This window comes from Amycolatopsis sp. MtRt-6 (genome assembly GCF_017308975.1).
Classification (GTDB): Bacteria; Actinomycetota; Actinomycetes; order Mycobacteriales; family Pseudonocardiaceae; genus Amycolatopsis.
Genome location: NZ_JADWPD010000008.1, coordinates 126,591 through 139,046, shown reverse-complemented (window position 1 = coordinate 139,046; position 12,456 = coordinate 126,591). Strand labels below are relative to the sequence as shown.

The 12,456-nt window shown below is 71.4% G+C and carries 9 protein-coding genes; 3 read left to right on the top strand and 6 right to left on the bottom strand.

What is annotated here, in order from left to right; translation table 11 throughout:
• Positions 1-126 precede the first annotated feature (126 nt).
• The 6 genes from pgl to tkt are packed head-to-tail and all read right to left on the bottom strand — an operon-like array spanning position 127 to position 8,281.
• Positions 127-906, bottom strand: a complete 780-nt coding sequence (pgl, locus tag I4Q55_RS16150) for a 6-phosphogluconolactonase (RefSeq protein ID WP_206788656.1) — start codon at positions 904-906, stop codon at positions 127-129.
• On the bottom strand, positions 903-1,904 hold the full coding sequence (gene opcA / locus I4Q55_RS16145; RefSeq protein ID WP_307793218.1) for a glucose-6-phosphate dehydrogenase assembly protein OpcA: 1,002 nt from the start codon (positions 1,902-1,904) through the stop codon (positions 903-905). The genes pgl and opcA overlap by 4 nt, the downstream gene beginning before the upstream one ends.
• On the bottom strand, positions 1,901-3,424 hold the full coding sequence (gene zwf / locus I4Q55_RS16140) for a glucose-6-phosphate dehydrogenase (protein WP_206788655.1): 1,524 nt from the start codon (positions 3,422-3,424) through the stop codon (positions 1,901-1,903). Before zwf ends, opcA begins: the two co-directional genes overlap by 4 nt.
• Complete coding sequence (locus I4Q55_RS16135; protein WP_206788654.1) at positions 3,421-5,043, bottom strand: glucose-6-phosphate isomerase; 1,623 nt, start codon at positions 5,041-5,043, stop codon at positions 3,421-3,423. Before I4Q55_RS16135 ends, zwf begins: the two co-directional genes overlap by 4 nt.
• Positions 5,044-5,051: 8 nt before the next feature.
• Positions 5,052-6,164: a transaldolase gene (gene tal, locus I4Q55_RS16130; RefSeq protein WP_206788653.1), complete on the bottom strand. Its 1,113-nt coding sequence runs from the start codon at positions 6,162-6,164 to the stop codon at positions 5,052-5,054.
• Between the two features lie 14 nt (positions 6,165-6,178).
• Positions 6,179-8,281, bottom strand: coding sequence for a transketolase (tkt, locus tag I4Q55_RS16125; protein ID WP_206788651.1), 2,103 nt, complete (start codon positions 8,279-8,281; stop codon positions 6,179-6,181).
• 283 nt (positions 8,282-8,564) lie between these two features.
• Here tkt and I4Q55_RS16120 point away from each other — a divergent pair, with 283 nt between their 5' ends.
• The 3 genes from I4Q55_RS16120 (at position 8,565) to I4Q55_RS16110 (ending at position 12,448) form a co-directional block, all read left to right on the top strand.
• A complete protein-coding gene (locus I4Q55_RS16120) occupies positions 8,565-9,545 on the top strand; it encodes a heme o synthase (RefSeq protein ID WP_206788649.1) in 981 nt (326 codons plus the stop codon).
• A gap of 206 nt (positions 9,546-9,751) precedes the next feature.
• Positions 9,752-10,150, top strand: a complete 399-nt coding sequence (locus I4Q55_RS16115) for a hypothetical protein (protein ID WP_206788647.1) — start codon at positions 9,752-9,754, stop codon at positions 10,148-10,150.
• Between the two features lie 60 nt (positions 10,151-10,210).
• Complete coding sequence (locus tag I4Q55_RS16110; protein WP_206788645.1) at positions 10,211-12,448, top strand: ATP-binding domain-containing protein; 2,238 nt, start codon at positions 10,211-10,213, stop codon at positions 12,446-12,448.
• The last annotated feature ends 8 nt before the right edge of the window (positions 12,449-12,456 follow it).

Genomic DNA, 12,456 nt, shown 5'->3' with positions numbered 1-12,456 from the left:
TCGCCGGAGGCGTCGCCCACGGAGCGTGCGACCGCCGTCACCCCATGATGCCCCAGCTTCCGGCGCGATGGGCGGAAACGCGAAGACCCCCTCAGCACGAGCCGAGGGGGTCTTCGTGGAACACACTCAAGCCGTCGGCGGCTGATACACCTTCGTCAGCTTCCCCGCCGCAGCGCGATCCAGCAGCCACAACGTCCGCCGGTGCCCGCGTGCCCCGGCCACCGGCAGCTGCACTTCCCCAGCTCCCGCCAGAGCCAACGCCACCGCGTCGGCCTTCGCCTCGCCCGCCGTCATCAGCCACACGTCCCGAGCACGCCGGATCGCCGGCAGCGTCAGCGAAACCCGGGTCGGCGGTGGCTTCGGGCAGTTCCGCACCGCCACCACCGACCGCTCCGTCTCGTACACCGCCGGGGACTCCGGGAACACCGATGCCGTGTGCCCCTCCCCGCCGAGACCCAGCAGCATGATGTCGAACGACGGCACGTCGCCGTGGTCCTCGGGCCCCGCCTGCGACGCCAGCACGTCGGCGTAAGCCGCGGCTGCCGCGTCGACGTCGTCACCGAACTCGCCGTCCGACGGCGCCATCGCGTGGACGCGCTTCGGGTCCAGCGGGACGTGGTCCAGCAACGCCTCGCGGGCCTGCTTCTCGTTCCGCTCGTCCGAATCCGCCGGGACGAACCGCTCGTCGCCCCAGTAGATGTCCAGGCGGGACCAGTCGATCGCGTCGCGGGCCGAGGACGCCCGCAGCTCCGACAGCACCGCGATGCCCGTGCCGCCGCCCGTCAGCACCAGCGACGCCGACCCCTTGGCCGCCTGGACGTCGACCAGCCGCGTCACCAGGCGGGCTGCCGCCGCGGCGGCCAGGATGTCCTGGTTCGCGTAGACGACCACTTCCGTCTTGCTCATTTGCGTGCCTTCGAAGCCACCGCCGCGGCGGCCGGCGACGTGACGTCCGCCTTGGGCGGCGTGCCCGTCTTGCCGTTCGTGCCCGACGTGATCTTGCCCAGCCCGTGCAGGGCCGCCTCGTAGACCTCGTCCGGGTCGAGCCGGCGCAGCTCCTCGATCAGGCAGTCCTGCGTGCTGCGCCGCTGCAGCGCGATCCGGCGGGTCGGCTGGCCCGGCTGGGTCAGCGTGCCCACGCGGCCGTCCGGGCGGTGCAGCTCCACCGCGCCCGACTTGCGCTCGAGCGTGACCGAGATGATCCCGGCCGCGCCCGAGCTCTTGACCCGCTTGACCGGCACCTTCAGGTACTCGGCCAGCCAGGCGGCCAGCAGCTCGGTCGACGGCGAGTCGGCCTCGCCGGTCACCGTCGCGGCGGTGATCTTCTCGTACGGCGGCAGGTCCAGCGCCGAGACGAGCTGGGCGCGCCAGTGCGTCAGGCGCGTCCAGGCCAGGTCGGTGTCGCCGGCCGTGTACGCCTTCGCGCGCGTGGTCAGCGCCTTGACCGGGTTCTTCTCCGCGGCCGAGTCGGTGATCCGGCGCTGGGCCAGCTCGCCGAGCGGGTCCTTGTCCGGGTCCTTCGGGCCGGCGCTGGGCCACCAGGTGACGATCGGCGCGTCCGGCAGCAGCAGCGGCACCACCGCGCTCTGGCCCTGCGCGGCCAGCGGGCCGTACAGGCGCAGCACGATGACCTCGCTCGCGCCGGCGTCGCCGCCGACCCGGATCTGGCCGTCGATGCGCGGGGCCGCGGTGCGGACGCCCTTGGCCACCACGATCACCCGGGACGGGTGTTCGCGGCTCGCGCCGTTGGCCGCCTCGATCGCCTCTTCGAGCTTGGCGTCGTCGTCGGCCACGATCACCAGCGTCAGGACGCGCCCGAGCGCGACCTGCCCGCCCTGTTCGCGGATCTCCACCAGCTTCTTGTTGAGTGCCGAAGTCGTGGTGGACGGCAGGTCGATGATCACGGGCGCCTCCATTTCCGGCCGGTGCGCTCCAGCATTTCGTCGGCGGACGGCGGGCCCCACGTGCCCGGCGCGTACTGCTCCGGCGCGCCTTCCTTCGCCCAGTGCTCGAGGATCGGGTCGAGGATCTTCCAGGAGAGCTCGACCTCTTCGTTCACCGGGAACAGCGACGGCTCACCGAGCAGGACGTCCAGGATCAGCCGCTCGTAGGCCTCGGGGGAGGACTCGGTGAACGCGTGGCCGTACCCGAAGTCCATGGTGACGTCGCGGACCTCCATCGTGGTCCCCGGCACCTTCGAGCCGAACCGCAGCGTGATGCCCTCGTCCGGCTGGACCCGGATGACCAGGGCGTTCTGCCCCAGCTCCTCGGTCGACGTCGAGTCGAACGGCAGGTGCGGCGCCCGCTTGAAGACGACGGCGATCTCGGTGACGCGGCGGCCGAGCCGCTTGCCGGTGCGCAGGTAGAACGGCACCCCGGCCCAGCGGCGGTTCTGGACCTCGAGGGTCACCGCGGCGTAGGTCTCGGTCTTCGAGTCCTTCGCGAAGCCCTCTTCCTGCAGCAGGCCGGGCACCTTCGTGCCGCCCTGCCAGCCGCCCGCGTACTGCCCGCGCGCGCTCGTCTGGCTCAGCGGCCCGAGCGGCTTGGTACCCGAGAGGACCTTGATCTTCTCCGCGCGCAGGGCCCGCGGCTCGAACGACAGCGGCTCCTCCATCGCGGTGAAGGCGAGCAGCTGCAGCAAGTGGTTCTGGATGACGTCCCGGGCGGCGCCGATGCCGTCGTAGTACCCCGCGCGGCCGCCGAGACCGATGTCCTCGGCCATGGTGATCTGCACGTGGTCGACGTAGTTGGCGTTCCAGATCGGCTCGAACAGCTGGTTCGCGAAGCGCAGCGCCAGGATGTTCTGCACCGTCTCCTTGCCGAGGTAGTGGTCGATGCGGAACACCGACTCCTCGGGGAAGACGTCGTTGACGATCGCGTTCAGCTCTTCGGCGCTCTTCAGGTCGTGCCCGAAGGGCTTCTCGATGACCACACGCCGCCAGGTTTTCTCGTCGGCGTTCGCCAGCCCGGAGCGGGCCAGCTGCTTGGTCACCACCGGGAACGCGCCGGGCGGGATCGACAGGTAGAACGCGGTGTTGCCGCCGGTGCCGCGCTCCTCGTCGAGGTCGCGGACCGTCTTCGCGAGCCGGTCGAAGGCCTCGTCGTCGTCGAAGGTGCCCTGGACGAACCGGATGCCTTCGGCGAGCCGGTTCCACACCGACTCCTTGAACGGCGTCCGCGCGTGCTCCTTGACCGAGTCGTGCACCAGCTCGCCGAAGTCCTGGTGCTCCCAGTCGCGCCGGGCGAACCCGACGAGCGAGAAGCCCGCGGGCAGCAACCCGCGGTTGGCCAGGTCGTAGATGGCGGGCATCAGCTTCTTGCGGGCCAGGTCGCCGGTGACGCCGAAGATCACCAGGCTGGACGGCCCGGCGATCCGCGGGAGCCGCTTGTCCCGCGGATCGCGCAGCGGGTTGGTCCACGTCATGCGCCGGCCTCCTGTACCGCGCGGACGACGGCCGCGAGGCCCGCGGCCCGGTCGGTCAGGTGCAGGCGCAGCACCGGGCGGCCGTGCTCGGCGAGCACCTGCCCGTCGCCGAGGGCCTGCGCGTGCTGCAGCTGCCCCAGCGTGTACGGCCGGTCCGGCACGTCGAGGTCCTGCTCGACGGCGCCGGTCAGCTGCAGGAAGACGCCGTTCTGGTGCCCGCCCTTGTGGTACTGGCCGGTCGAGTGCAGGAACCGCGGGCCCCAGCCGAACGTCGTCTGCTTCCCGGTCCGCTTGGCGATCTCGCCGCGCAGCACCGCCGTCGACGCGTCGTCGAGGCGGTCGAGGTAGGCCTGCACCGCGATGTACCCGGCGTCCGGCGCCGAAGCGAAGAACGCCCGGATCACGTCGGTGAGGCTGCCGTCCGTGGCCACGCCGGAAGAACCGAAGATCTCGACCGGGCCGTCCACATTGGACGCCGTCTCGCCGCCCTTCAGCTTCTCCGGGTCGTCCAGCAGCGCGCGCGCCGCCTTCTTCGCGGCTTCGACGTCCGGCTGGTCGAACGGGTTGATCCCGAGCAGCCGGCCGGCCAGCGCGGTGGCGAACTCCCAGAGCAGGAACTGCGCGCCGAGCGAGCCGGTGACCGCGATCTTCGCCGCGCCCTGCGGGCTGCCGACCGCGGTGGCCGTGGCGTCGTCGCCGGCGTCGGCGAAGCCGGCCGCCTCCGGGCCCTCGACCGCGACCGGCAGCAGGCCGGTGCCCTGCTTGCCGGTGGACTCCGCGATCAGCTGCTCCGCCCAGTCGGGGAAGCCCTTGATCCCGGAGCCGGTGTCGGCCAGCACGACCTTCTCGGCGCCGGCCTCGTGCGCGGCGGCCCACGCGGCGGCCAGCTTGACCGCCGGGTTGTCGGCGGAGTCGGCCGCGAGGTCCTCGGCCACCGAAGCGGCCTGGTCGAGCAGCCGGGCGACGTCCGCCCCGGCCAGCCCGGCCGGGACGAGCCCGAACGCGGTCAGCGCCGAGTAGCGGCCGCCGACGTGCGGGTCGGCGAGGAACACCTTGCGGTATCCCTCCTTTTCGGACAGTTCCTGGAACGGCGAGCCCGGGTCGGTGACGACCACGATCCGCCGGGCCGCGTCGATCCCCGCGTCGGCGAACGCCTTCGCGAAGATCCGCCGGTGGCTGTCGGTCTCGACCGTGCCGCCCGACTTCGACGACACCACGATCACCGTGCGCTCGAGGTCGCCCGCCAAGGCGTCGGCGACCTGGCCCGGGTCGGTGGTGTCGAGGACGGTCAGCGCGACGCCGTCGGTCGCGGTGATCACCTCCGGCGCCAGCGAGGAGCCGCCCATGCCGGCCAGGACCACGCGGTCGACGCCCTCGGACCGCAGCTCGGTCCGCAGCGCCTCGATCTCGCCGATCAGCGGCCGCGACGACTTGTGCAGCGTCGTCCACGACAGCCGGATCGACGCCTCGGGTTCGGCGTCCGGCCCCCAGAGCGTCGCGTCCTGCGCCGCCAGCTTCGAAGCAGCCTGGTCGGCGACCAGCTGCTCGGCCAGCGGCGCGGCACGCTCCGCCAGTGCGGCGTCCACGATCTCGACGCCGGTCTTTTCGCCTGTCGTCATGTCGTGCTTCAGCCCTTCGCCTTCTCGAGCTGCCCGTTCACGGTCTCCAGAAGCTCGGTCCACGACTTCTCGAACTTCTCGACGCCCTCGTTCTCCAGGGTGAGGAAGACGTCGGTGATGTCGATGCCCACCGCGGAAAGCTTGTCGAAGACCTCCTGCGCCTCGGCGCCACGGCCGGTCACCTGGTCGCCCTTGAGATCACTGTGCTCCGCCACGGCTTCCAGCGTCTTCTCCGGCATGGTGTTGACGGTGTCCTTCACCACGAGGTCGTCGACGTAGAGCGTGGGGGAGTAGTCCGGGTTCTTCACGCCGGTCGAGGCCCACAGCGGGCGCTGGGCGTTGGCGCCGTCGGCCGCGAGGGCCTTCCAGCGATCCGACGCGAACAGCTCCTCGAAGGCCGCGTAGGCGAGCCGGGCGTTGGCGACGGCCGCCTTGCCGCGCAGGGCCAGTGCCTCGTCGGTGCCGATGGCTTCCAGGCGCTTGTCGATCTCGGTGTCCACGCGGGAGACGAAGAACGACGCCACCGAGTGGATGCCGCGCAGGTCGTGGCCGTTGGCCTTCGCCTGCTCCAGGCCGGCGAAGAACGCCTTGATGACGTTCTGGTAGCGCTCGACGGAGAAGATCAGCGTGACGTTGACGCTGATGCCCTCGGCCAGCGTGGCGGTGATCGCCGGCAGGCCCTCTTCGGTGGCCGGGATCTTGATCAGCACGTTCGGCCGGTCGACCGTCTTCCACAGGTCCTTCGCCTCGGCCACCGTCTTGTCGGTGTCCTTGGCCAGCCGCGGGTCGACCTCGATGGAGACACGGCCGTCGACGCCGTTCGTGGCGGTGTAGACGTCGCGGAACAGGTCCGCGGCGTTGCGCACGTCGGTCGTCGTCAGGTCCCGGATGGTGGCCTCGACGTCGGCGCCCTGGGCGGCGAGCTCGCGCGTCCGCTCGTCGTAGGCGTGGCCCTTCGACATCGCGTTGGCGAAGATCGTCGGGTTGGTCGTGACGCCGACGACGTGCTTGTCGCGGATCAGGTCGGCCAGGTTGCCGGTGTTCAGGCGTTCGCGCGAAAGGTCGTCCAGCCAGATCGAAACGCCGGCCTCGGACAGAGCCGCGAGCTTGTCGTTGCTCATTGGTGTCATCCCCTTCAGGAATTCTTGGTGTTGGCGATCGAGCGACGGGCGGCCTCGACGACTGCTTCCGCGGTGAAACCGAACTCACGGAACAGTGTGGCGGCATCGGCCGACGCACCGAAGTGCTCGATCGAAACGTTCACCCCGGCGTCACCGGTGAAGCGGTGCCACGACTGGGCGACGCCCGCCTCGACGGACACACGGGCCTTCACCCCGGCCGGGATGACGGATTCGCGGTAGGCCGCGTCCTGCGCGTCGAACCATTCGACGCACGGCATCGAGACGACGCGCGCCTTGACGCCGTCGGCGTCCAGGGTCTTCTTCGCCTCGACGGCGAGCTGGACCTCGGAGCCGGTCGCGATGAGGACCACGTCCGGGGTGCCCTCGCTGTCGGCCAGGACGTAGCCGCCCTTCTTCACGCCCTCGGCGCTGGTGCCCTCGAGCACCGGCACGTTCTGGCGGGTCAGCGCCAGCCCGGACGGGTGCTCGGTGTCCTCCAGCACGGCCTTCCAGGCGTACGCGGTCTCGTTGGCGTCCGCCGGGCGGACGACGTTGAGGCCCGGGATCGCGCGCAGCGCGGAGAGCTGCTCGATCGGCTGGTGCGTCGGGCCGTCCTCGCCGAGACCGATCGAGTCGTGCGTCCACACGTAGGTGACCGGCGCCTTCATCAGCGCGGCCAGCCGGACCGGCGGGCGCATGTAGTCGGAGAAGATGAGGAACGTCGCGCCGTACGGGCGGGTGCCGCCGTGCAGCGCGATCCCGTTGAGGATCGAGCCCATGGCGTGCTCGCGGACGCCGAAGTGCAGCGTCCGGCCGTACGGGTTGGCCTGCCACATGTCGGTGGCGGCCTTCTCGGGACCGAACGAGTCGGCGCCCTTCATCGTCGTGTTGTTGCTCTCGGCCAGGTCGGCCGAGCCGCCCCACAGCTCCGGCAGCGGCTCGGCGAGGGCGTTGAGCACCTCACCGGAGGCCTTGCGGGTGGCGATGCCCTTGGCGTCCGGCTCCCACTTCGGCAGGTTGTCGGCGAAGCCCTCGGGCAGCGTGCGGGTGGACAGCCGGTCCGCGAGCTTCTTGCGCTCCGGGTTGGCCTGGGCCCACGCCTCGAACTTCTCGGTCCACTCGGCGTGCGCCGCCCGGCCGCGCTCGGCCGCCTGGCGGGTGTGCTTGAGCACGTCGTCCTCGACCTGGAACGACTGCTCCGGATCGAAGCCGAGGATCTCCTTGACCGCGGCGACCTCTTCGCCGCCCAGCGCGGCGCCGTGCGCCTTGCCGGTGCCCATCTTCTTCGGGGCCGGGTAGCCGATGACGGTCCGCAGCGCGATGAACGACGGCCGCTGCGTCTCGGCCTTGGCGGCCTTGATGGCCTCCTCGATCGCGACGACGTCCTCGCCGCCCTCGACGACCTGGGTGTGCCACCCGTAGGCCTCGTAGCGCGCGACGGTGTCCTCGGACAGCGCGATGTTGGTGTCGTCCTCGATCGAGATCTTGTTGTCGTCGTAGAAGACGATCAGGTTGCCCAGCTCCTGGCGGCCCGCGATGGACGAGGCCTCGGAGGTGACGCCCTCTTCGATGTCGCCGTCGGAGGCGATCACGTAGACGTAGTGGTCGAAGATGCTCTCGCCGGGCGCGGCGTCCGGGTCCAGCAGGCCGCGCTCGCGGCGGGCCGCCATCGCCATGCCCACGGCGTTGGCGAGGCCTTGGCCCAGCGGGCCGGTGGTGGTCTCGACGCCGTCGGTGTGGCGGTACTCGGGGTGACCCGGGGTCTTCGAGCCCCACTTGCGCAGCTGCTTGAGGTCCTCGAGCTCGAGGCCGTAGCCGGCGAGGAACAGCTGGATGTAGAGGGTGAGGCTCGAGTGACCGGCGGACAGGACGAACCGGTCACGGGCCGGCCAGTGCTGGTCGTTCGGGTCGTGGCGCATGGCGCGCTGGAACAGCGTGTAGGCCAGCGGCGCCAGGCTCATCGCGGTGCCGGGGTGGCCGCTGCCACAGTGCTCCACGGCGTCGGCGGCCAGCACCCGGACGGTGTCCACGGCGCGGGTGTCGGTGTCGGTCCAGTCGGCGGGCGTGTTGCGCCGGAGGAGTGGGTTGTTCTCGCTGGTAGTGGCGGTTTCGGACACTGAACTCCAACTCCCGGTCATGATGGTTGCGGCTGGTCTTCCTCGTTCCGGTTACCCGTGCGCGCGGCTACTTATCTCAATCGATCCCGAAGGGACGATATTCCTGCTCGCGGCCATGCGCTGGGGCAATCGCGGCCCGTCGCGGCCAGCCTAGTGCTTGGGCGGGTCGAGGACCCGCGATCACCCACGGGATTCACCACGTCTAACATCGGTCGAGGGTTCAGTAGGGCCGGTTCCCGGCTACCCGGACTGGTCCCGCCCCGAACCTGACGCAGGGAGTGAAATGTCGTTGGTGAACGCTGCGCACGGACGCAGTGAAGACACCAGCGCCGTGCACCCGACCGGTGAGCGACCGCACGGTGACCGGCGAAGCATCCGCCGGGTCGTAGGTGCCTACGCGGCGCTCGCCAAGCCGCGGGTGATCGAGCTCCTGCTGGTGACCACCATCCCGGCGATGTTCCTCGCCGGCCGTCAGATCCCCTCGCCGTGGCTGGTCCTGGCCACGCTGGTCGGCGGGACGATGGCCGCGGGCAGCGCGAACGCGCTCAACTGCGTGATCGACGCGGACATCGACAAGGTGATGAACCGCACGAAGCGCCGCCCGCTGGTCAAGGACTCGGTGCCCCGCCGCGGCGCGCTGGTCTTCGGCCTGGTGATGGGTGTCGCCTCGTTCGTCGTGCTCTATTTCACGGTGAACCTGCTCTCGGCCCTGCTGGCCGTGGCGACGATCCTCTTCTACATCTTCGTCTACACGCTGGGCCTCAAGCGGCGCACGTCACAGAACGTGGTCTGGGGCGGCGCGGCGGGCTGCATGCCGGTGGTCATCGGCTGGGCCGCCGTCACCGGCACGGTCCAGTGGCCGGCGTTCGTGATGTTCGGCGTGATCTTCTTCTGGACCCCGCCCCACACGTGGGCGCTGGGCATGAAGTACCGCGACGACTACGAGCGCGCCGGCGTCCCGATGCTGCCGGTGGTCGCCACCGCCCAGCACGTCGCCCGCCAGATCGTCATCTACTCGTGGGTGATGGTGGCGTGGACGCTGCTGCTGCTCCCGGTGACGTCGTGGCTGTACGGCACGTTCGCGATCCTCGCGGGCGGCTGGTTCCTCTTCTACGCGCACAGCCTCCAGGCGGCCGTGCGGCGGGGCGAGGAGACCAAGCCGATGGCGCTGTTCCACCGGTCGAACACGTACCTGATGATCGTGTTCGTGGCGCTGGCGGTGGACTCGGCGATCGGCCTGCCGACCCTCGGCCTGCCGTTCTGAGTCCGGGTCTGCGGCGGGCCGGGACCGCGGTCACCGCGGTCGTCGCACTGGGCCTGCTGGTCCTGCTCGGCCGCGGTCGGCTGGACCTCGACCAGAACCGGCTGCTCGGTACCGGCTGCGCCATCCCGTCGAAGATCACCGCCCGCCCCGGCCCGGCTCCCGACGGCGGGGCCGTCCGCGTCGCCGACCAGGGGCCTGGCGCGGCTGTGCTGGAAAACGCCAGCACCCTCGCCGCCTACCGGATCCCGGTGACGTCCGGCGCCCGGACCGTCGAGGTCCCGGTGCTCCTGCCGGGGCAGCGGACCGGGGTCGTGCTCGACCACCCCGCGATCGGTCCGGTGATCTGGATCGCGCCGGAGGCACTGGGCGGCTTCACGTCCGTCACCGCCACCGTTGTGCCCGCGGGCGTCCGGTACCGCAGTGAGAACTGCCGCGCCCTGACCAGCCGCGGCGCCGCCGTGCTCTTCCGCGACGCCGGCGGCCGCATCACCGGCGGCGATCAGCTGCCCCCGGCGAACGTCTCGTGCGCGCCGGGGGAGCGGGTGCTGCCCGGCGGCGCTCCGGGTGCCGAGGTCTTTCCCTACTGCGACCTGCGGACGGAATGATCGCGCGGCGGCCGCCGTTACACTTCGTTGGCTCTTTTCCTTGAGGCGAAAGCAGGATCTTTGTCTTCGGACGACTTCTCCGCCGAGCTCGCCCGCGAGCAGGCGTACGTCACCACCCTCTACGCGAAGCTCGACGCCGAGCGCCTCGACGCCCAGCGCCGCCTCGACGAGACGCTGCGGCAGACCGGCGGCACCCCGCAGGCCCGCACCGAGCGCGACGTCGCCACGACCCTCTACACCGACCGGCTCGCCCAGCTCGGCTCCGTCGAGCAGGGCCTGGCGTTCGGCCGGCTCGACTTCGTCCCCGAGAGCGCCGAGGAAACCACCTACATCGGCCGGCTCGGGCTGTTCGACGAAGACGACGACTACCAGCCGCTGCTGGTCGACTGGCGGGCGCCGGTCGCGCGGCCGTTCTACCTGGCCACGGCCGCGTCCCCCGAAGGGGTGCGGCGACGGCGGCACCTGCGGTCGCTGAGCCGCAAGGTCACCGGGTTCGACGACGAGATCCTCGACCTCACCGCCGCCGACCAGGGCCAGGACCTCGGGCTGGCCGGCGAAGCCGCGCTGCTGGCCGCGCTGGAGCAGCGGCGCACCGGCGAGATGAGCGACATCGTCGCGACCATCCAGGCCGAGCAGGACCGCATCATCCGCGCCCCGCTCGGCGGCGTCATGGTCGTGCAGGGCGGCCCGGGCACCGGCAAGACCGCCGTGGCGCTGCACCGCGCGGCCTACCTGCTCTACACGCACCGCCAGCAGCTCACCACCCGCGGCGTGCTCGTCGTCGGCCCGAACAGCACGTTCCTGCGCTACATCGGCCAGGTGCTGCCGTCGCTGGGCGAGACCGGCGTGCTGCTCGCCACTATCGGCCAGCTCTACCCGGGCCTGGACGCCGACGGCGTCGAATCCCGCGAAGCCACCGAGGTCAAGGGGCGGCTGGTGCTGGCCGACGTGCTCGCCAACGCCGTCCGCGACCGGCAGCGCGTGCCCGAGCCGGTGATGGAGATCGAGTACGAGCACGACGTGCTGCGGCTGGACCGCAAGACCTGCGCCGACGCCCGGACGCGGGCCCGCCGCTCGCGCCGTCCGCACAACCCGGCGCGGCGCCTGTTCGTGTCCGACGTCCTCGACGCGCTGACCCGCCAGGCCGCCCGGAAGCTGGGGGACGACCTCCTCGACGGCCAGGACCTGGCCGACATCCGCGCCGAGCTGGCCGCGGACGAGAACGTCGCCGCCGCCCTGGACTCGTTGTGGCCGGTGCTGACCCCGGAAGGCGTGCTCGATGACCTGTTCGCCGACCGCGAACGGCTTGCGCGGGCGGCCGGGAAGCTGCTTTCCCCCGAGGACAGGAAGCTCCTGGAAAGCGGCCGGGACGCGCGGTGGACGCCGGCCGACGTGCCGCTGCTCGACGAGCTGGCCGAGCTGATCGGCGTCGACGACACCGAGGCCCGCGTCGAGCGCAAACGCCGGGAGCGCGAGGAACGCGCGTATGCCGAGGGCGTGCTCGACATCCTCGAGCAGGACGAAGAGATCATCGACGAGGAGCTGTTGCGCGTCTCCGACGTCCTCGACGCGGAGCTGTTCGCCGAGCGCCAGCAGGAGCGCAGCGAGCTGACCGCGGCCCAGCGCGCCGCGCAGGACCGGACCTGGACGTTCGGGCACGTGATCGTCGACGAGGCCCAGGAGCTGTCGGCGATGGACTGGCGGCTGCTGATGCGGCGCACGCCGAACCGGTCGATGACGCTGGTCGGCGACGTCGCCCAGACCGGCGCGGCGGGCGGGGCGCGGTCGTGGGGCGAGGTGCTCTCGCCGTACGTCGACGACCGCTGGCGGCTGGAGCAGCTGACCGTGAACTACCGCACGCCCGCCGAGATCATGGCCGTCGCGGCGCGGGTGCTCGCGGAGGTTTCCCCGGAGCTGTCGGCACCGTCTTCGGTGCGGGAGACCGGGGTGCCGCCGTGGTCGGTGCGCCCGGCGTCCCTGGCGGCGGAGCTGCCCGCGCTGGTCGCGCGCGAGGTGTCCGAAGCAGACGGTGGCACGGTGGCGGTCCTGGTGCCCGCGGGCCGGTTCGACGCGGTGTCGGCGCTGCTCGGCTCGCTCGACGAGCGCCTGAGCGTGCTGACGGTCGAGCGGTCGAAGGGCCTGGAGTTCGACTCGGTGGTGCTGGTCGCGCCGGACGAGATCGTCGCGGGCTCGCCACGCGGGCTCAACGACCTGTACGTGGCCCTGACCCGGGCAACGCGGCGGCTCGGCGTGGTCACCACCGGTGACGACGTGCCGGCACTCTCCGTGCTTGGCTAGGGTGCCCG

Coding starts and splice junctions, on each gene's coding strand:
- pgl (WP_206788656.1), bottom strand. CDS start 906: ATGAGCAAGACGGAAGTGGTCGTCTACGCGAACCAGGACATCCTGGCC.
- zwf (WP_206788655.1), bottom strand. CDS start 3,424: ATGACGTGGACCAACCCGCTGCGCGATCCGCGGGACAAGCGGCTCCCG.
- I4Q55_RS16135 (WP_206788654.1), bottom strand. CDS start 5,043: ATGACGACAGGCGAAAAGACCGGCGTCGAGATCGTGGACGCCGCACTG.
- tal (WP_206788653.1), bottom strand. CDS start 6,164: ATGAGCAACGACAAGCTCGCGGCTCTGTCCGAGGCCGGCGTTTCGATC.
- I4Q55_RS16120 (WP_206788649.1), top strand. CDS start 8,565: ATGTCGTTGGTGAACGCTGCGCACGGACGCAGTGAAGACACCAGCGCC.